Origin of the sequence: Pleionea sp. CnH1-48 (genome assembly GCF_024124665.1) — a bacterium.
Classification (GTDB): Bacteria; Pseudomonadota; Gammaproteobacteria; order Enterobacterales; family Kangiellaceae; genus JAMXSB01.
Map to the genome: position 1 here is coordinate 12,582 of NZ_JAMXSB010000017.1, position 18,115 is coordinate 30,696.

Consider the following 18,115-nt stretch of genomic DNA (forward strand, 5'->3'; position numbering starts at 1 on the left):
AATGGAGTCTTTACCAAACCCCATATCACTGGTTGTTATTCTATCATTGTTCGCGATGGTCCCATTTATCGCGGTGATGACGACGTCTTTTGTAAAGCTGGTCGTGGTTATGTCTTTGGTACGAAACGCGCTGGGTATTCAACAAATTCCACCCAACATTGCGTTACATGGTCTTGCCATTATTCTCACTATGTACATCATGGCGCCAGTGGGATTTGAAATTGCAGAGCTGATGGAAACGCAAGAAGTTCAGATGGATAACTTCGAAAGTATCAAAAGCTTTTCTGAAAAAGCTGTGGTCCCACTACAAACTTTTTTAAGTGAGCACTCCAGCGAGGCCGAAAAAGCTTTTTTCCATAAAACAGCATTGTCTTTGTGGCCTGAAAAACATACTCAGGATCTGACCACTGAGAGCATGATGATTCTGGTGCCGTCTTTTGTTGTAAGCGAGCTGACCAGTGCTTTCGAAATTGGGTTTTTGTTGTATCTGCCATTTATTGCGATTGATTTAATTGTTTCCAACATCTTGTTAGCACTAGGTATGATGATGGTGTCGCCCATGACAATCTCATTGCCTTTTAAGCTGTTATTGTTTGTACTGCTTGATGGTTGGACTAAGTTGATTCATGGGCTAGTGTTGAGTTATCAATAGTGAACCAAGCAGAAATTATAAACTTTGCTGTCAGTGCATTAGAGTTGGTCTTGATACTTTCTCTGCCACCTATCATTGTTGCTTCATTGGTGGGGATCTTGGTGAGTTTGTTTCAGGCCATCACTCAAATCCAGGAGCAAACCATTCAGTTTGCTATTAAGTTGATTGTAGTGACTTTTACACTGCTACTGACAGCTCGATGGGTAGGTATTGAGTTATATAATTTCTCAATGCGTATTTTTGATAGCATCCATCTTATTCAAGCGGACTCGATGTTTTGAACGAAGTTGTAGATTTTAACCATCAAGTTATTGTCTATGGCTTATGTATGCCGCGCATACTGATTGCCTTTAGCGTATTGCCATTTCTTAATAAATCCATGATCGGTGGAACTATGATTAAGAATGGTATTGCGTTGAGTCTTGCGTTGATACTTTTTCCGGTGGTTGAAGCACAACAAGCGGTTATCGCTCAATTGAGTGTCCTTGAGATCATGGGGATTATCCTTAAAGAAGCCATTATTGGATTGTTGCTTGCTTATATTGCCTCTATTCCATTTTGGGCGATTGAGTCGACGGGTTTTTTCATCGACAACCAACGAGGTGCTGCTATGGCGAGCAGTGTTAACCCTATGTCGGGTGATCAAACGTCACCTATTGGTATGATGTTCCAACAAATTCTCGTCACACTTTTTTATAGTACTGGCGGAATTCTGATTTTCTTAGGTTCTTTGTATTCTAGCTATGTGCTTTGGCCTATCGTCTCCTTTTTGCCAACCTTTAGTGATCAATTACCCACTATTGCATTAGGTATGTTGGACGCCATTTTTTCTTTGACCGTTCTCTATGCTGGGCCTGTGGTGATTGCCATGTTTATGGCCGAAATGAGCCTCGGTTTGATCAGCCGCTTTGCCCCTCAACTCAATGTATTTTTCTTAGCGATGCCGGTAAAAAGTGGGGTCGCTATGTGGGTAATGGTTATCTATCTGGGCATTATGCTGACTTACTTTGTGGATCTGGTTGAAGTGTCTGAAGGTGTCGGTTTGATACAAACCCTGACTTCTTTATTTGATGGTACAGGCAGCAAGCCATGAGCGCAGAAAAAACAGAAGAACCCACTCCCAAAAAAATTCGTGATGCCCGCAAGAAAGGGCAGGTAGCGAACAGTAAAGAAGTGACTTCTGCTGCGCTGGTCATCGTATTCTTTGCTTACATGTTAATTTACGGTGACGCAATTTCAGCCGCTTCAATGGAACTATTGGTTCTGCCAACGAAATTTTATACACAACCTTTTATTGAAGCTCTGGGCAATATTTTTGAAGTCATGATGCCCATACTAATTAAAGTCATTATTCCATTTATTGGGATCAATCTGATTATTGGCGTATTAGCCAACTACTTTCAGGTGGGTGGCTTGTTGAGTTTTGAAGCAGTAAAACCAGATCTTAATAAAATTAATCCTGGACAGGGCGTTAAGAAAATCTTCTCCATGAACAACCTTTTTGAGTTGTTAAAGTCCATCTTAAAAATTGCTCTGCTTGGTATTCTTATTGTCTTTGCTCTGCGAGAACACATTCAAGATCTCTTTAATATGAGTTATTGCGGCGATTACTGTGTTGCTCCTCTTATTGGTGAATTGCTCTGGATTGTTTTTGTTTATTCGAGTGTTGCTTTTATCATCATTGCGATTGTTGACTTCTTTTTTCAGAAGAAGCAGTACATTAAGCAGCTAAAAATGACGAAGGATGAAGTAAAAAGAGAATATAAAGAGATGGAAGGCGACCCCGAAATCAAAGGTCGCAGAAAACAGCTCCATCAAGAGATCATGTCTGGCAGCGGCGAAGAAGCGGTAAAGAAATCAACCGCTGTTGTTACCAACCCAACTCACGTAGCCGTCGCCTTGTATTACGAAAAAGACGTGACACCTCTGCCAATGATAACCATGAAGGCAGAAAACCTCGTTGCTCAGAAAATGAAAGAAGTTGCTCGCCAAGAAGGCGTGCCTATTATTGAGAATAAACCATTGGCACGTTCACTGTTGCACTTGGGCGAGTTAGATCAGTACATTCCTTCCGATATGATTGAGCCTGTTGCAGAAGTCATCCGTTATGTTATGGAACTAAAAGAGAAAGAACAAAAGGAACAGGAAGACATCTGGTACGGCACAGATAACGAAGAGCAAGAGTAGTCTGACTATTTAAAGAATACTCTCTAAGCTTTTATTGAGGGCACTGGTCGTAGAAAATAGTTGGGCCTGTTTTATACCAACGATAACCATCCGGTGAGATTGTCCAATTGGCATCAGGCATACCGTCAGTGCCCATGCCTTCGGGTGGCAGGCTGCCATTAAGTACAAAATAATGTAAGTAGTCTAGCGCTTTTTTTCCTTGCTGTTTTTGGCCCTGGCCGGATGTATAAGCAATTTCACCATTTGCAAGTGCCTGACAAACTGATGCACTGGTATTGAATGCACCAATCACTACTTTATCTCTTATTGATTGATTAATAGTTGCTGCTCGATAAGAGTCTACTGTGGTTGGTCCGCTAGCCATCATTAAGAATCTGTCGTAGACCGACTGTGCATTGTCATTAAAGAAATCATTAAAAGCCTGAACACTGGCTCCTGGTATTGATTCGTCCCAGGTAACAATATTAAAGTCTTCTGCTGGGATATTATATTGTGAAACAAAGAGATCTCTAACCGCGTTACAGCGGCTAATAACGCCGCCGCTTTGTTGATGGATTACACAAACAATGGCAATGTTTTCGGACTCTCTTAGCGTGTCAAAAACTTGCTGGGGATCTTCTCCGGCACAGGTGCCATTGTTAAGCCGCTCTCCGATGCTACTGCAGATAAGTGCATGGCTGCCATCAATCCCTGCAATGATATCGTTTTGTCCGGAGTAGAGTAAAAACTCTGCTTTACCTGTACCAAACTCAGAGGGATCTGGATAAACATTGATTGCGGCTACCGGTATATTAAGTTGGTTGGCTTGTTCAACAACTGCCGCCATACCATCTCCCCAAATGGTGCCAATAATACCGGGAGGAGTGGCTTGTACTGCCTGGCTCATTTGTTGGTTGAGTAATTCACCCGATGATTCAATTACCGGATGTAATGGAATCACATCAACATCCAGTTCGTCCGCTTTTTCTAGAGTGCCATCAAACACATCGCCCCAAAAACCAACATCGGTCGTTGGACCGTGAGTCACAATAAAATAGACAAACTTGCTATCACCTGTATTAACACCAATGTCATTATCGTCGACAGAACAACTGGCAAGTAGCACAGTTAAAACCACAAGTAAGGTCGTTGTTGTGATGGTGGGGTTGATGAGAGTTTGAGAGGAAGTATTCATCGGACTACCCGTTAAAAAATCTGGCTGAATGAGAGGCGAATTTCTCGACCAATACCCGGTACATCAATACCACCAAATCCAGGTTCCACATAGCGCTTATCGAGCGCATTTTTAAGCTTTAATCGTACTTGCGTTTCGTTGTTGCCCAGTGGATACCAATTAAAGGTCGCAATTCCTAGATCAACAATATTGTAAGAAGGTAAAAAATATTCTTGCTGTGAGCCGATAGGAAGAAAAGGGAGGTTGGATTTATCGGCGGCTCTTTCATCAATGTATAAACTGGTAATAAACCAACGTAGGGGCAACGCTTTCAATTTTTTGCTGATACCGGTACTCAAAATCGTTTGAGGATAAAGCCGAGTTTGATCGGATACCTGAATACCGACTTGAGTATCCGTTGATACCTTGGTTTCTACCGAAGAAAGGTTAAAAAATGCATCGATACCCGACTTGGATTGATACTTCAGTTCGAGTTCTAACCCGTAGGCTTCGATTTCTCCACGATTTCTAGCTTGAGGATTTGAAGCGATGGTATCGTACTCAGCAAATTCGTTAACTTTGGTTTGATAAAGCGTTAGCCCTGCGTTGATTTGCTTAAAAAACTGTGTGCCAATAAAAATCTCTGTTGTATTAGCTTCTTGAGGTTTGAGGTTGGCGTTAGGGCTTGGACCTAACAATCGAGGATGCTCGCCGCCAAACATAAGCATAACGGGAGGGGCTTTGAACGAACTTCCAGACAGCAGTTTAAAAGTGGTTACCGGTGAATAGTGATAAACGATACCGGTTCGGTAGCTATGTTCTGAATCATAAATACTATGATCGTCAGATCGAACACCCGCGGTTAAATGCAGGTTGTCTTGTATTTGCCAGGCAACTTGTGCAAATGCTCCCAGATTATCGATCTCTATTTTTCTGTTGGCATTTTCTTGTGTTAAGTTGCCATTGGTATCGTATAAGTTCAGTGTCGGTAGCTCTTCCGTATCAAAGCTATAATCGAGACCAAATACAAAATTAAGGTCATCATTAAACAAATAGTTTAGATCGATGGCTGAAGTTATTTGCTCGAAACTGTAATCACGGTTGATATAGTCGATGCCTACGCGAAAAGGATCATAAAAACGCGAGCTATCTTTAGGAGAACCTTTGTTTATGGATAAGCTACTGCTCAAAGCCCACTGGTCAGACAGATCCTTTTTGAATCGAAGCCTAGCCATATAGTTATCCAGTACTTGTCTGGCATTCATTAACGGTTCGGAGTCTGGGTGAAAATTCGCGCTCCTATCGATGTACTGGTAGCTGGCATCAAAGGTAAGTTGGCCAAAGCCGCTGTCTTTCGATATGGCTAAATACAGAGAAGTGCTTTTGTCTTCGCTGTCGCTAGAAATAACCCCTCTTGCCGCATTGATATTGTCAAATCTTGGTGACGACTCTGGTAAGTTCACATCATTTCTTTGCAGTGATTGGGATGAGATAGCTGCAAATATGTCGAAGTCTGAAGGCATGCCCCATATAGCCATCTCTGCGGCTTTTCCAAAGCTACCGTCAATATCGACTGCATCAACATCCACCAAAAAATTCTGTTTTTCTTGAGACATCGAGCGAGCCGTTTTCGGCAATACATTGACCAGACCCAGAAAGGCATCCGCTCCATACAGAGCTGACATAGGACCTCGAATGACTTCTATTCTATCGATCGCGATGGTTGGAATAAATTCGGGACCAAGAAAACTGCTGGTGGTTGTTCTGTAAGACATATCCTGGCCATCAATCATGGCTTTAATGCCACCACTTTGAATACCTTGGCCACCGTTAATGCCTCGGATCCCCACATTGTAAAAAGTGTAGTCATAAAGTACATCGAGTCCGGCCTGACTTTTTAGACTCTCAGCCACAGAGTCATACTGGTATTTTTCAAGATCGTCAGAAGTAATAATGGATAAAACGGCGGGTACATCAGCAAAGCGAATATCGGTCTTGGTTGTGCTGCTAACTGGCAGTTGCAACAGCTCATCGAAAGACATGTCTAAGGTTTCTTCAAAGGATAGCGGTTCTTCACTCCAGACAGGAAGAGAAAAAACCAAGACACAGGCGAAAAGCTTATGTTTATTTCTTTCTAAATCAACCATTTATAATTTGTTTGATTAAGGCTCTAACATCAAGACACTAATACATCATTTAAGTCTAGTTGGTGAGGTCATTTTTTGAAAGATTGTGCGTTATAAGGAAAGAATTGGAATATTAAGAGTGGAGGTTAATAGTTGCCCGTTGTAGATCTGCTGGTGCTAATTATGAATATGGGGATTTAGTATTTGGTTAATTAAAAAAACCGACAACTAAAGTTGTCGGCTTTTATTGTAAGCACATCGTAGTAGTCATAAGCTCATCTTTACGAGAGCTTATGACTGGTAAAGTGATTTATACTTTACCTACGTTTCCAGCTAGTTGCATACCCGTTTGCATTACAATGTTTAGTAACTGCTTACGATTATCAAGCATGGTTTTCTTGAACTCTTCGTTGCGTTGATAGTCACCTTGCTCCTCTTGCTGATAAGAAGTATGAACTTCTTTCTGAGCTTCCATGCGTTTGCTATCAGCTTCAAGACTTTTACTGTAAGCACCACCAGCTGTTTCACTTAAACCTGTAACACCTTTAGTCAAAGTATCACGAGTGGTGATTTGTGCTGCAACAACTTGATAGTTATTGGCATTAGCACCTTTAAGTGCGTTCAAGTTCTTCATGCCCATGCCGATGGTTACTGCAGAAGTTACTACGCGAACAGCAACATCAACCCACATTTGCTTCTCTAATTGACCAGCAATTTTGTCACCCTGAGCTTTCGCGTCTTGACGCTGAGCGTTCATGGTTAAGCGGTTGGCTTTCGAGTTAGTTTCTGTAGTTTCTGCTGCTGTTTTAGCAAATTCTGTCATCAAGGCTAACAAGTCAATAGAGATATTGATGGTGAAGCCCTTCATGTTTCTTTCTGGCGCAGGAATTGGAGTTTGCGCTGTTGTCTTTGGTGTTGGATCAGTGCTTTTATCTTGCTTTGATTCAGTGTAAAGACTTTTCGTTTCGGTTTTTGAAAACGTGAACGATGTAGTGCTGGTTTCGGTAACCACTTTTGGGGTTGTGCTACTAATTGGAGTAGTCATAATTAAATCCTCTTTGTTTAATCCATCAAACTTTGCTTGCTACTTGGAACGAGCTGTTACCAAGGAACTTCAAAAGACTGCTTAACGAAGTGATCATCTGCATTGAAGCATCAATATCTGCTTTCATATCGGCAGACCATTCTTGCAGGTAACTACGATGAACCGTTTGTTCCGTTCTAGCGTTAGTTATGTCGATATTAGCCTGGCGAGCTTTGGTGTCATAAACCAGCTGTCCAGTATCTGCTGCAGCGTAAGCTACTTGAGCAGCTTGTTGTGCGCGGTTAGCTAATATCATAATTTGGGCGGCTTGGCCTTCAAGAGAGGCTAGCGCGCTGCCACCGCCACAACACATTGAAGCAATCGAGAGCACCAAGATTATCGCAACAATTGTTATTTGAGCAGCTAGTTTTGCTTTTTCTTCATCCATGCCCATGGCCATATACATTTCTGTAAAGCCCTTGACCATCCATCCACCAGTATCTTCTGATAACTGCGACAAGAACATCATTGCGCCTGCTGCCATCAAAAGTACGCCAGCGGCTACGCCAACGCCTGATGCGATTAATACTGCGCCAACAGCCATCATCAATACAGAGCCGATGTAACTAAAGGCCTTCTTGATTGAACCCCAGATATCTGATGACTTCAGTGAGTCCAGGTATTCATTCAGCTTGTTAGTGATTTCTTTAAGAATGTCATCCAACTGTGCTTGCATCGATTTGATGTTTACGCGTGAGTTTTCAGCATTCGTGGCCATCGTGCTGTATGCACTTGTTTGAAGTGAAATCATAATACGAGTGATGTTGATTTCGCTTAAATTGAAGTTCATTTGCGATGGCTTTGCATTCTGTGCCGGAGCTGGGATTTGAATCTCTTCTTGAGCGTTCGAACGTAGGTGCTGTACGTCGACACTTTTTGACTCAGTGAAGAGTTTTTTCGAAGCTTCTGGATTTTGGTCAAGAATTCCTTTCTGGAATAACTTGGATAATCCTTCTAACTTAGAAAAATCCGCAACAGGCTTAGTTGTAGCTTCCATAAAGCTTACCTCTATTTGCTTGTTTTGATTGAGATTAAGTTAAGCATTTGTTCTAACTTTTGCTTAACAGTGGGATCACATGTCTCGAATTTGGTACATTCTTTTGCTTCTTGTAGAGCTGCCAGCGCTTCTTCATATTGGCCTAGAGCAACTAAACATTCCGCTAATCGAATGGCGTGAACTTTGTCGTTGCTGTCGATCTCAGTCAGTTTTTTCCATAATGGAAGTGCTGCTTCATGATCGTCCAGCATTTGTAAATTGGCTGCTAATGCTGACAAGTAACGTGGGTTTGTCATATCCAGGAACGCGAGCAAGCTGAAAAATACGATAGATTCTTTGTATTTTTTCATTTGGTAAAGGCTGTAACCGTTAAAGTACATTCCTTCGGCTTGATCTTCTGGAATATCCAAAGCTTCTGACAATGGTTTTCCTGCTTCCATGGCTTCGCGAATTTTTTCTACTTTTGCAAACATCGCATCGGTGTCAAATTCTTCGGTTTGGGTTTTAGCGCTCATTTGTTCTGCTCCTGTCTGGTAACTCTTTAAATCATAAATTCTGAATTAGATAAACTGTCGCTGTTTCTTCTTGCGTTTCGTGGTTTTGGGTTGCTCATCCGTGGGTTGTTGCGCAACCAAAGAAGATATTTTTTCTAGGTTTTGAGCAATAACCTGACGCGCTTCTGCAATATCTTCGATATCTTGTCCGCTCAGCTCAGACTCTCTATGCAAGTTAACTAATGCTTTTTTTAAAGCAGGTAATTGACCCTTCATATCGCTTACCCATTCGTCCAGCATTTGAGTGGTAATAAATACCGTCATGATGTTCTTGCTGACTTCTTTAATGTCTGAGCTAGATAAGGCCATGGTTCAATCTCTCTTTCAGTAACTGCGTTAGCTTTAATGCATTCTCTTTGTAGACTTAGTAACGAGGGGATGAAAGAAGTTGTGCTAAAAATTAGAACAAATTAGCTTTGCTGATAATAATTTGATAAGTGCACTCTAAGTTATTGATATTTAGCGTTATTTTTTTGAGTGTGTATTACGCTACTTTGTTGATTTAGATAAACTTTTTAACCGTTCTGTGCTTTTTAGCTCTAAATACATAGAGATTGGGGAGTTAGAGTGAACAATTTTTTAAGCAGTGGTTTTTTAGACGACTTAATGAGGCAGAACGGAAGAAAAAATTGGATAGGAAAGAGAAGGACGAGGGGTCTGGTGTGGGAACCAGATAACCCTCGCTTGTATTAAGCTTATATTGTATTTCCTTGAGATTTCAGGGTGTTACCTAAAGCTTCTATAGCTCCAGAAGCGAGCTGAATAATAAGCTGAATTTTCTGGGACTGTTCACTGGCGTCGGTGATGCGAAGATCCAGGTCCGTTTTAAATTCATCAACAATATTCTTCAATTGTTCTACTAAAGCTTCAGTCTCTTTTTTGTTACCTTTGAAGTGAACTTTGCCGTCGCTTCCTTTAGTCTTACCGAGCTCTTTTTCGACAATGGTTGCCCAACTTCCAGAAACCCAGGTAATATGTTTATCATCGGCCTTGGTTTCCATAACTCTGTTTAGTAATGCCGAAGCCTGTTCATAACGATACTGGATGTCTTCAACACCAGAATCATACAGTTGTTTACCGTTTTGGTTACCATTTTGGATAGTGTTTAAGCTTCTTTGAGCTTTATCGATTGCTGAATTACTACCCTGTACTAGCTTATTAACGTACTCCATAAAGGCTGTTTTATTACCCAGAACGGAGTCGTTATTAGTAAAAGTTATTTTCTGCATAGCCATGGGAAAATCTCCATATACGTCAATTTTATGTGCTTACATTCATTGAGTAACGAGTGGAGTGGAAAAGTTTCCCGTTCGTATGCAATCTAAGTAGAGTAATAATTATCGGGCTGCATATTCAAACTTTTCGATATGTGGATGGTGATAAAATTGCTAAGAAATTCAAGGCATTAATAGCTATGGATATGATCATCTGAATTCTTGAAGTATTATCGAGGTTTTCATGTTCTGACAACATTGCTTTGGTATCTTTGAGACCGCTGTCGAGTTGTTCGATAAAAAACTCAGCTTCTTCTGGTGTCATTTGAATGGATGATTCGTGTTCATTCTCTTCATATCGAGCGACTATATGGCCAAGTTCAAGGGCTGACTGACTGCTTGAATAACTGGTTAAGCCTTTGCTGATAACATCATAAGGTAATGTAAAAAGGTGCTGAAAGTCATTTAAATCGACATTGTTGATGGATACATCTGGAATTGAAGCGTTCTTAATCAAGTTGATATCTGACTCGCTGTACTCTTTGCTAGTTTGTTCCTCAGATGACGAATCTACATTCTTATCTAAGTTGAATTCATCGTCAAAATCACTGAAGTATTCCATGAGTCGATCCTATTTTGTTGTGAACGAAATCGTTTTAAAAGCTTGATACAAAGCTAACCATGGTTTTAGTAACATACCTGCTTAATAAGTTGCTAGTAGTCAAAGCTATAATGCTAAATTGCATTCCCTTGGCTCTTAATAGTGTTGCCTAATGCTTCTACTGCACTTGATGCAAGTTGAATGATCAGTTGGATCTTCTGAGATTGCTCGCTAGCATCTGTAATTTTTAAGTCCAGGTCAGTTTTAATCTCGTCCACTAGATTCTTCATTTGTTCAATAAAACCGTCTGTCGCTTCTGATGTATGTGTAAAATGTATTTTGCCGTCATCAGCTCTTTCATAATCAAGATGGGTTTCTACAATGAGCGCCCAGGTTCCATCTACCCAGTCTACGACTTGCCCCTCACCTTTTACATTCATAGCAAAGTTAAGCACATCTGATGCTTTGTCATAAAGTTTTTGTATATCGTTAATACCTGACTCATAAGTTCGATTATTATGTGATTCACCATCTTGTATTTCATCTAAAATGTCAGTGGCTTTCTTTATTGCTGATGGCGTTTTGGGATCTGAGTCATCTACAAGTCGGTCGATATAGTCCATGAATGCATTGTTCTTAATAATTGAGTTGTTGTCGGTAAAATCGATAGCTTTCATTGTAGGCTCCTAAAATATTCATAAGTAAAAATGCTGTTGATGGTTATGTTATTTATGAATTGTGGAGCCAATTTGTAGAAAACACTGATTTTTCACCAAAGGAGCAGAAATCTGCTCCTGATAGTTAAATTGTTTGACCTTGAGTTTTCAGTGTATTACCAAGTGCTTCTATAGCACCGGAGGCAAGTTGAATAATTAACTGAATTTTTTGCGATTGTTCACTAGCATCAGTAATACGCAAGTCGAGATCGGTTTTAAACTCATCAACTATATTTTTCAATTGCTCAACAAGCGCTTTTGTTTCTTTGTCGTTGCCTTTAAATTTAACTTTACCATCGCTGCCTTTTTCCATATCCAGTTCGTTTACCGCAATGGTTGCCCAGGTACCTTCAACCCAGTCAACATACTTTCCATCGGCTTTGGTTTCCATTACCCAATTGAGCATGTCGGATGCTTGTTCATAACGATATTGAATGTCGTTAACGCCAGTATCGTAAAGCTGAGTGCCACTTTGGGAGCCGTTTTGAATTTCATCTAGATCGTCTTGCGCTTTAGCTATTGCAGAGTTATCGCCTTGAACCAGTTTGTTTACATAATCCATAAATGCTGTGCTGGTTCCTAATACTGAGTCATTACTTGTGAAGTTAATTTGTTGCATTGCCATTTTTAATATCTCCAATGTTATTTTTGGTTCATTATCTAAGTAACGATAAAATGGCTGATGATTTGTTTGATTTGTTTGATTTGTTTGATTTGTGCAAACAATGTGTAAGTAACAATACTTAACACGATCTTGGTGCTGGTATATGAGTGAGTTGGTGATTAGGAAGTTATAGGTTGATATCAAAGTAGAATAATTCTGGCTTAGAAAAGTGAGTTTTTTCTAGCATTGGAGCAAATGAAAAGCAGATCTTGCTGAAGACCTGCTTTTTTGCCTATTATAGAGTATCAAGTATTTCTAAGTTGACGTCATCAGAATTAAACAAAGTCACCGCCTGCAGCAGCCTCTTGCTCTTCTACAAATCGATCAACTCGAGCAATATCTGCTACTGCTCCATCACCTCGGAGGTGAGCCGCTTGTCGGTCAAATTCCGAGCCTGAATCATAATTTGCAGCACCTACTTCTGAATCTACCCGACTAAGTGCTAAAGATTCTAATGTCGCATCCGTTGCTAAACTCGGTGCAACAGATGGTGTAGGTCCAGCCGAACTTGCCGCTGTTTCTCTGGAAACAGGACTGTCTGGAATCGAACGCGCCTCAGCATCTAATGGACGAAAATCTGGACTACCCTGGACAGAACCAGATGCCGCATGCGTTGAATCAAAAGATGGGCTACCTTGAACTGAACCAGTAGCTGCATCCATTGAGTCAAAAGACTGACCGCGGTTTGCGCCATCAGGAACCGGATCGAGTTCTGCATGGCCATGAGCCGGTGCCGCCGAGAGATCTTGAAACGGTAAGTAGTCATAGGTCTGTGATAGAAAGTTAATGGTAGCTTGATCAAGTCGATGATTCTCTAGTGCTTCCGTATAGGTTTGAATTGCACCAGCGGTATCGCCAGAATTGATTTGTTGAATGATATCTTGTTGGATAACTGCTGGTTGAAAGTCGACGTGCATGATTAGTCTCCTGAAAAAGTATTTTGTTTATACGCGCATTGAAATATCAAATGGAATTTCTGCGGTGTGGGATTGAATGGTTTGACCTCTAGTAGCATCACTGATTGTTTGAGTGATTTCTTTTGCTTTATCAAGAAGGTTTGTAATGATGTTGATGAAATCATTAAAGTCTATATCCACCACACTGCGTCGATGATTTAGTGTCAGTGTTTCGCTACCAGGATCTAATGCGACAGAAGCTGATGACGTTATTTGAGAAGCTCTATTTTGAATTAAGGCTTCTCTCATGAATAGACTGCTTTTTTCATCAGTCAGTTTAAATAGAGAAACGGTGAAGTATAGACTCTCTGATTGCATTGGCGCTGCGATAAGCAAGTTATAAGAACCATGTGCAAGTTCACATTCACCTCTATTATTTAGTGCGAATGTTTTTCCGTAATATTGACTGAGTTCTTTGAGCCATAAACTTAGTGTTTCATGTGAGTTTTTCATATCGCTATCCATTGATAGATGTTGCCCTTATTCAATACTTCAACTAAATCCTAGGGCATTGATGAATATCTTTATCTTTGATAGTTATTATTGCCAGTTAGCTAAACTTCTCAAAGATTACGCTTAAATGCTTTGTTGAAAGATATGTTATTGGCGAATTGTGGAGTCAATATGTAGAAATCTAAGGTTTTAGATTTTCTGATAATTATCGGTTCTAAATTTTTATTGGATTTTAGGGAATAGAAAATATTACTGTTGGATCTTTATAAACTGATTTGGCTTTTAGGATTTTATCTGCGAAGAATTTCAGCTTTAAAAATACCGAAGATATATCGAGGTTATATGGTTCTTAAGTAGAGAGTGATGTGTATAAATAAGTAATATAAGACTACTTTTTAAAATGAAGTGCCATTTGAGTGAGCTGGGATTGAATCTGCTGTATTGATCTTTGAACCTCTTTGATCTCCTGATCGGTTAAGTCATTTTCAAAGTTAATGTTGACCAAGGTTTTTTCTAAGACAGGTATATGAGTCTTTATTTCTTCCACATGTTTGCTAAGAGATAAAGCCAGAGTATAAAGGCTTAGCAGCTCTTCACTGTCTTGGTATAAAGAACCATTGGTGGACATACTTTTGCCTTATATTAGAAGTTAAACGGGTGTTTGTAAGTATTGAGTAACCACCGGTCTAATAAAGTTGCATTATCGAGTAAATATTTTCGATAAATATAAAATTTATTGGAGAACGAGGTTATTTTCAGTAAGAGAAGGCTGCTGTATGCAGCCTTTGGGATGAATGCTTAAAGTTTTTCGAGGGCGGTACGCAGTGTTTTGAGTTGAGTATCAATACTGGCATCGATGTTTCCGAGTCCGGATTCCACAATACAACTGCCAGGTCGAAGCTTTTCGTCAGCAATAACGTCAATAAATTTGATATTACTAAAGCGATCAAGGATATGACTGATATTTTTTCGTAAACCTTCTGCTTCGTCAGAGCACACTCGAATCTTAATGGTGTTTTCTTCACCTAAAGCTTTTAGCGACTTTTGGGCGATTTGGCTAATACGCTCATCAGGTTCGTAGTCATCAAAAATTTTCTTGGTTACCGAAATAATGATTTCGACAACTTGTTTTTCTAGATGCTCAAAGTAGTCAATCGCTTGACTCATCATAAGAAAACGTTGATCAAGAAACTCTGCTGCGGCTTTTTCTTTGCCTTCCTGATAACCTCTTTCTATGGCTTCCTGGTATGCTTTTTGTGCGGCGAGTTCGATTTCTTTGGCTTTTTCTTCTGCTTTGCCAATGATTTTTTCGCTTTCTACATACTCAGAATAGTGATCGGCTTTGATCACCTTGTTTTCAGTATGAAGGCTGATATTGCCGTCTTTTAGCCGATTAATGGTAACCATTTGCGATACTTTTCCTGTATTAACTTTAACGCAATTTTTTCTACTTCATTTCGAATTGCTGGGGTTGATTCCAGTGACTCAGGGATATCTGCATTCATCATAGAATAAGGCAGCTTCATAAAAAGTCTTTGCGTTAAAGCCTCTGGATAATCTTTGTATAGGATGCGCAACATCCAGCATCCTCGTAAGAATATTTCTTTCTTAAATTCATTCCAGTCGATCTTGCCTACTTCGGGATGAACTTTTGATAGCTCCGACAAATGGCGGTAAGTAAAAGGAGCTTGCTTAATGGCAAAGGTGTAAAGCGCTTCACCAAGTTGAGCTTTCGCTGTTTCTACCTTTTGCTTTTCGATGGTGCAGCGGATCGGGTTTGATAAGATCGCTGTTCCTAAATAAAAGATCACCACCTGTAAAGCTTTGGCCGGTAGCAAAGCACAGCGCTCAAAAAAATCTGTGAATTCATAATGATGTTGTTCGAGCGCAGGATAACTTTGATTTAGATAATCACTCAAAAACTTATGGGCAACGGGTTGATTAACCAACGACTTAACCAGCTCTGGATGTTCCAGATGAGAAAGCCAAGACCCATGTACTTGAGACATGGGCTTGTGATTGAAAGTTAAGACGTGTTGTAAATGATCTTGCAACATAAGATTAAGCGTTATTTAGCTTTTGAATACGAACAGCTAGAAAAGCTGCAGCACCTATCGCTGCTAATAATAAAGCAACTAATATCGAAAGCATGACCCACAATTTGGTTTCGGACCCTTTTGCTACAACTACCGAGAGCACATTGCCAAACTGAGGAGCGTTATTATTAACTTCCATATCCGTTGCTGGAAAAGTTGCTACGGAAACTTTGTTAAAGGCTAGACCAGGAATACTGCTACCAACCAACTGCTTGATTTGCGAAATACTGTCATCAATCGGCTTTGAGGGTAGGTATTTAATAAACACCGAAGCTGACGAGCTTTCTGCAACATCTTTGGTTTCGCTATTTTGCTCTAGTGCCAAATGAACTCGAGCTTTTACGACGCCATCAATTTGCGACAAAGTTTCTGCTAATTGTTGAGACAACGCATAATTAAAACGAGCTTTTTCTTCTGTCGGAGAAGAAATTAAACCTTCTTGCGGAAATACATCAGCAATGTCAGAGAAGTTTTCGCTAGGGTAGCCATAGTTACCGAGTAAATTCATGGCATTGGATACATCGGCTTCGTCAACATACAAAGTAACCGTGTTATCTTTGTTGACTTCTTTTTGGGTACTGATGCCTTCTCTCATGAGCAGCGATAACATCTCGTTACCTTCCTGCTGAGGAATACCGCGATACAGCTCAACTTTGCAAGCTGAGATAAATAAAAGGCTTAAAATGACCATCGCCACTTTAAGGTTGCGACCTAAGGTTGGACCTTCGCTGAACATGTGCCTGCGACTCCTGTTTTTTCTTATAACTTACTTTGAATTCTTGAGTTATAGTCTATCAGTATTTTGCCGACTAGATAACGAAATCTTAGTTGGCATTCAGCAAAGAGGTAGCACCCTTAACAACCTGACCGACGCCTTTACTCACGGTTTCAACATACACATTGATGTTGGCCATCTGCATTTGCAGTGGGAGTAAATCGGCAGGTGATATCATTGGGTTCTCTTCGGTGCCCATTTTATCACTGATGGATTGCATTTCCGTTTGATAACTGTTCCCTACATCCACTAACCATTGCATCATGCTGTCACTGTTAGCATTGCCTTCCAGGTGTTGACTAAAGGCATTCGCAGCATCGCCTAAGGAATCACCGAATCCCTGACCACCAGAGCTTCCTACCTGGTTGGCGATTTGGCTCATTGCTTCAATTGCGCTCATGATGTTGTCCTGTGTGATGCGGTTTAGGGGATGTCAGAGCTGGATAGTCGGACTATCCAGCGACTGAGGGATTTTTAAAAAGGGGGTTAACCTTACAGGTTACGCGCTGCTGAAGTTACGCCGTCTTTAAAGTCTTTGATAACCTGAGTAGATACAGTCCATGCTGATTGCATCTCAGTCATACGCGCCTGTGCTTCCAACATGTCACCGTTATCGGTCAGGTCGTTACCGGAAAGGTAAGTGTTGAAGTCGTCCTGAACCTGCTTAACTTTGGTTAAAAATACTGTATAAACTTCAGCAGTTGATAAGTTAGTGTTACCTGAAGTGAATGAAATTGATGACATTGCCATGATAGTACCCTCGTTTGTTTAGTTTGGCTGGGGATGAGCTTCTCATCCTCTCTTGCTTACTTAGTAACAGGGTCTTTGAGAGAGTTGCGGAAATTTATTGAAAAAATAAAGTATGTTAAATCAATGAGTTAGAGGCTTGTTTGTCATAAAAGGAAGATAAAGCGATCTTTACGATGAGAGTATTGATAGAAAACACAGTAAAAAAGGGCGTTGTTGGATAACAACTCCCATCATAGATAGATATAACTGGATAAATCGATTATCGAGCTTAGTTGGCATTCAGCAAAGAGGTAGCACCCTTAACAACCTGACCGACGCCTTTACTCACGGTTTCAACATACACACTGATGTTGGCCATCTGCATTTGCAGTGGGAGTAAATCGGCAGGTGATATCATTGGGTTCTCTTCGGTGCCCATTTTATCACTGATGGATTGCATTTCCGTTTGATAACTGTTCCCTACATCCACTAACCATTGCATCATGCTGTCACTGTTAGCATTGCCTTCCAGGTGTTGACTAAAGGCATTCGCAGCATCGCCTAAGGAATCACCGAATCCCTGACCACCAGAGCTTCCTACCTGGTTAGCGATTTGGCTCATTGCTTCGATTGCGCTCATGATGTTGTCCTGTGTGATGCGGTTTAGGGGATGTCAGAGCTGGATAGTCGGACTATCCAGCGACTGAGGGATTTTTAAAAGGGGGTTAACCTTACAGGTTACGCGCTGCTGAAGTTACGCCGTCTTTAAAGTCTTTGATAACCTGAGTAGATACAGTCCATGCTGATTGCATCTCAGTCATACGCGCCTGTGCTTCCAACATGTCACCGTTATCGGTCAGGTCGTTACCGGAAAGGTAAGTGTTGAAGTCGTCCTGAACCTGCTTAACCTTGGTTAAAAATACTGTATAAACTTCAGCAGTTGATAAGTTAGTGTTACCTGAAGTGAATGAAATTGATGACATTGCCATGATAGTACCCTCGTTTGTTTAGTTTGGCTGGGGATGAGCTTCTCATCCTCTCTTGCTTACTTAGTAACAGGGTCTTTGAGAGAGTTGCGGAAATTTATTGAAAAAATAAAGTATGTTAAATCAATGAGTTAGAGGCTTGTTTGTCATAAAAGGAAGATAAAGCGATCTT

24 protein-coding genes are annotated in these 18,115 nt (G+C 40.6%); 4 read left to right on the plus strand and 20 right to left on the minus strand.

The features are described from left to right. The first annotated feature begins 1 nt into the window (after position 1). From sctR to sctU, 4 genes are read left to right on the plus strand one after another with little or no spacing between them, the layout of a single operon-like run. A complete protein-coding gene (gene sctR, locus NH399_RS22130) occupies positions 2-652 on the plus strand; it encodes a type III secretion system export apparatus subunit SctR (protein ID WP_253043389.1) in 651 nt (216 codons plus the stop codon). Then, entirely contained in the window at positions 652-933 is a 282-nt protein-coding gene (gene sctS, locus NH399_RS22135) for a type III secretion system export apparatus subunit SctS (RefSeq protein ID WP_253043390.1), read from the plus strand. Before sctR ends, sctS begins: the two co-directional genes overlap by 1 nt. Further along, the gene (gene sctT / locus NH399_RS22140) at positions 930-1,745 is read left to right on the plus strand and encodes a type III secretion system export apparatus subunit SctT (RefSeq protein WP_253043391.1); all 816 of its coding nucleotides are present in this window, start codon (positions 930-932) and stop codon (positions 1,743-1,745) included. Before sctS ends, sctT begins: the two co-directional genes overlap by 4 nt. Next, the gene (sctU, locus tag NH399_RS22145; protein WP_253043392.1) at positions 1,742-2,839 is read left to right on the plus strand and encodes a type III secretion system export apparatus subunit SctU; all 1,098 of its coding nucleotides are present in this window, start codon (positions 1,742-1,744) and stop codon (positions 2,837-2,839) included. The genes sctT and sctU overlap by 4 nt, the downstream gene beginning before the upstream one ends. Before the next feature lie 31 nt (positions 2,840-2,870). Here the strand turns inward: sctU and NH399_RS22150 are convergent, their stop codons facing one another. From NH399_RS22150 to NH399_RS22245, 20 genes are all read right to left on the minus strand, one after another. Beyond that, the gene (locus NH399_RS22150) at positions 2,871-4,013 is read right to left on the minus strand and encodes a substrate-binding domain-containing protein (RefSeq protein ID WP_253043393.1); all 1,143 of its coding nucleotides are present in this window, start codon (positions 4,011-4,013) and stop codon (positions 2,871-2,873) included. An 11-nt stretch (positions 4,014-4,024) separates the two neighbouring features. After that, on the minus strand, positions 4,025-6,139 hold the full coding sequence (locus tag NH399_RS22155) for a TonB-dependent siderophore receptor (RefSeq protein WP_253043394.1): 2,115 nt from the start codon (positions 6,137-6,139) through the stop codon (positions 4,025-4,027). 289 nt (positions 6,140-6,428) lie between these two features. Beyond that, the gene (locus NH399_RS22160) at positions 6,429-7,163 is read right to left on the minus strand and encodes a hypothetical protein (protein WP_253043395.1); all 735 of its coding nucleotides are present in this window, start codon (positions 7,161-7,163) and stop codon (positions 6,429-6,431) included. A gap of 25 nt (positions 7,164-7,188) precedes the next feature. Further along, positions 7,189-8,199, minus strand: coding sequence for a hypothetical protein (locus NH399_RS22165; protein ID WP_253043396.1), 1,011 nt, complete (start codon positions 8,197-8,199; stop codon positions 7,189-7,191). 11 nt (positions 8,200-8,210) lie between these two features. After that, positions 8,211-8,714 carry a tetratricopeptide repeat protein gene (locus NH399_RS22170; RefSeq protein ID WP_253043397.1) on the minus strand — a complete coding sequence of 168 codons (504 nt, stop codon included), beginning with the start codon at positions 8,712-8,714 and terminating at the stop codon, positions 8,211-8,213. Between the two features lie 45 nt (positions 8,715-8,759). Continuing rightward, positions 8,760-9,062, minus strand: coding sequence for a hypothetical protein (locus tag NH399_RS22175; protein ID WP_253043398.1), 303 nt, complete (start codon positions 9,060-9,062; stop codon positions 8,760-8,762). A gap of 386 nt (positions 9,063-9,448) precedes the next feature. Further along, positions 9,449-9,988: a hypothetical protein gene (locus NH399_RS22180; RefSeq protein ID WP_253043399.1), complete on the minus strand. Its 540-nt coding sequence runs from the start codon at positions 9,986-9,988 to the stop codon at positions 9,449-9,451. A gap of 118 nt (positions 9,989-10,106) precedes the next feature. After that, positions 10,107-10,589 carry a hypothetical protein gene (locus NH399_RS22185; RefSeq protein ID WP_253043400.1) on the minus strand — a complete coding sequence of 161 codons (483 nt, stop codon included), beginning with the start codon at positions 10,587-10,589 and terminating at the stop codon, positions 10,107-10,109. 113 nt (positions 10,590-10,702) lie between these two features. Further along, on the minus strand, positions 10,703-11,245 hold the full coding sequence (locus NH399_RS22190) for a hypothetical protein (protein WP_253043401.1): 543 nt from the start codon (positions 11,243-11,245) through the stop codon (positions 10,703-10,705). Between the two features lie 124 nt (positions 11,246-11,369). Continuing rightward, positions 11,370-11,909 (minus strand): hypothetical protein, encoded by a 540-nt coding sequence (locus tag NH399_RS22195; RefSeq protein WP_253043402.1) that lies wholly within the window; start codon positions 11,907-11,909, stop codon positions 11,370-11,372. Positions 11,910-12,223: 314 nt separating this feature from the next. After that, complete coding sequence (locus NH399_RS22200) at positions 12,224-12,865, minus strand: hypothetical protein (protein ID WP_253043403.1); 642 nt, start codon at positions 12,863-12,865, stop codon at positions 12,224-12,226. A gap of 27 nt (positions 12,866-12,892) precedes the next feature. Continuing rightward, positions 12,893-13,357 (minus strand): CesT family type III secretion system chaperone, encoded by a 465-nt coding sequence (locus NH399_RS22205; protein ID WP_253043404.1) that lies wholly within the window; start codon positions 13,355-13,357, stop codon positions 12,893-12,895. A gap of 388 nt (positions 13,358-13,745) precedes the next feature. Further along, positions 13,746-13,985: a hypothetical protein gene (locus NH399_RS22210; RefSeq protein ID WP_253043405.1), complete on the minus strand. Its 240-nt coding sequence runs from the start codon at positions 13,983-13,985 to the stop codon at positions 13,746-13,748. A gap of 170 nt (positions 13,986-14,155) precedes the next feature. Next, entirely contained in the window at positions 14,156-14,764 is a 609-nt protein-coding gene (locus NH399_RS22215) for an HrpE/YscL family type III secretion apparatus protein (RefSeq protein ID WP_253043406.1), read from the minus strand. After that, entirely contained in the window at positions 14,743-15,366 is a 624-nt protein-coding gene (locus NH399_RS22220) for a SctK family type III secretion system sorting platform protein (RefSeq protein ID WP_253043407.1), read from the minus strand. Before NH399_RS22220 ends, NH399_RS22215 begins: the two co-directional genes overlap by 22 nt. Before the next feature lie 52 nt (positions 15,367-15,418). Then, positions 15,419-16,189, minus strand: coding sequence for a type III secretion system inner membrane ring lipoprotein SctJ (sctJ, locus tag NH399_RS22225; protein WP_253043408.1), 771 nt, complete (start codon positions 16,187-16,189; stop codon positions 15,419-15,421). Positions 16,190-16,277: 88 nt separating this feature from the next. Next, on the minus strand, positions 16,278-16,628 hold the full coding sequence (locus NH399_RS22230; protein WP_253043409.1) for a hypothetical protein: 351 nt from the start codon (positions 16,626-16,628) through the stop codon (positions 16,278-16,280). A gap of 92 nt (positions 16,629-16,720) precedes the next feature. Continuing rightward, entirely contained in the window at positions 16,721-16,978 is a 258-nt protein-coding gene (locus tag NH399_RS22235) for a hypothetical protein (RefSeq protein WP_253043410.1), read from the minus strand. Positions 16,979-17,246: 268 nt separating this feature from the next. Continuing rightward, positions 17,247-17,597: a hypothetical protein gene (locus NH399_RS22240; protein ID WP_253043411.1), complete on the minus strand. Its 351-nt coding sequence runs from the start codon at positions 17,595-17,597 to the stop codon at positions 17,247-17,249. Positions 17,598-17,688: 91 nt separating this feature from the next. Then, positions 17,689-17,946 carry a hypothetical protein gene (locus tag NH399_RS22245; RefSeq protein WP_253043410.1) on the minus strand — a complete coding sequence of 86 codons (258 nt, stop codon included), beginning with the start codon at positions 17,944-17,946 and terminating at the stop codon, positions 17,689-17,691. Between the last annotated feature and the right edge of the window lie 169 nt (positions 17,947-18,115).

Coding starts and splice junctions, on each gene's coding strand:
- sctU (WP_253043392.1), top strand. CDS start 1,742: ATGAGCGCAGAAAAAACAGAAGAACCCACTCCCAAAAAAATTCGTGAT.
- NH399_RS22170 (WP_253043397.1), bottom strand. CDS start 8,714: ATGAGCGCTAAAACCCAAACCGAAGAATTTGACACCGATGCGATGTTT.
- NH399_RS22175 (WP_253043398.1), bottom strand. CDS start 9,062: ATGGCCTTATCTAGCTCAGACATTAAAGAAGTCAGCAAGAACATCATG.
- NH399_RS22180 (WP_253043399.1), bottom strand. CDS start 9,988: ATGGCTATGCAGAAAATAACTTTTACTAATAACGACTCCGTTCTGGGT.
- NH399_RS22150 (WP_253043393.1), bottom strand. CDS start 4,013: ATGAATACTTCCTCTCAAACTCTCATCAACCCCACCATCACAACAACG.
- NH399_RS22195 (WP_253043402.1), bottom strand. CDS start 11,909: ATGGCAATGCAACAAATTAACTTCACAAGTAATGACTCAGTATTAGGA.
- NH399_RS22190 (WP_253043401.1), bottom strand. CDS start 11,245: ATGAAAGCTATCGATTTTACCGACAACAACTCAATTATTAAGAACAAT.
- NH399_RS22245 (WP_253043410.1), bottom strand. CDS start 17,946: ATGGCAATGTCATCAATTTCATTCACTTCAGGTAACACTAACTTATCA.
- NH399_RS22240 (WP_253043411.1), bottom strand. CDS start 17,597: ATGAGCGCAATCGAAGCAATGAGCCAAATCGCTAACCAGGTAGGAAGC.
- NH399_RS22185 (WP_253043400.1), bottom strand. CDS start 10,589: ATGGAATACTTCAGTGATTTTGACGATGAATTCAACTTAGATAAGAAT.
- NH399_RS22230 (WP_253043409.1), bottom strand. CDS start 16,628: ATGAGCGCAATTGAAGCAATGAGCCAAATCGCCAACCAGGTAGGAAGC.
- sctR (WP_253043389.1), top strand. CDS start 2: ATGGAGTCTTTACCAAACCCCATATCACTGGTTGTTATTCTATCATTG.
- sctJ (WP_253043408.1), bottom strand. CDS start 16,189: ATGTTCAGCGAAGGTCCAACCTTAGGTCGCAACCTTAAAGTGGCGATG.
- NH399_RS22200 (WP_253043403.1), bottom strand. CDS start 12,865: ATGCACGTCGACTTTCAACCAGCAGTTATCCAACAAGATATCATTCAA.
- NH399_RS22165 (WP_253043396.1), bottom strand. CDS start 8,199: ATGGAAGCTACAACTAAGCCTGTTGCGGATTTTTCTAAGTTAGAAGGA.
- NH399_RS22205 (WP_253043404.1), bottom strand. CDS start 13,357: ATGAAAAACTCACATGAAACACTAAGTTTATGGCTCAAAGAACTCAGT.
- NH399_RS22215 (WP_253043406.1), bottom strand. CDS start 14,764: ATGGTTACCATTAATCGGCTAAAAGACGGCAATATCAGCCTTCATACT.
- NH399_RS22155 (WP_253043394.1), bottom strand. CDS start 6,139: ATGGTTGATTTAGAAAGAAATAAACATAAGCTTTTCGCCTGTGTCTTG.
- NH399_RS22160 (WP_253043395.1), bottom strand. CDS start 7,163: ATGACTACTCCAATTAGTAGCACAACCCCAAAAGTGGTTACCGAAACC.
- NH399_RS22220 (WP_253043407.1), bottom strand. CDS start 15,366: ATGTCTCAAGTACATGGGTCTTGGCTTTCTCATCTGGAACATCCAGAG.
- NH399_RS22235 (WP_253043410.1), bottom strand. CDS start 16,978: ATGGCAATGTCATCAATTTCATTCACTTCAGGTAACACTAACTTATCA.
- NH399_RS22210 (WP_253043405.1), bottom strand. CDS start 13,985: ATGTCCACCAATGGTTCTTTATACCAAGACAGTGAAGAGCTGCTAAGC.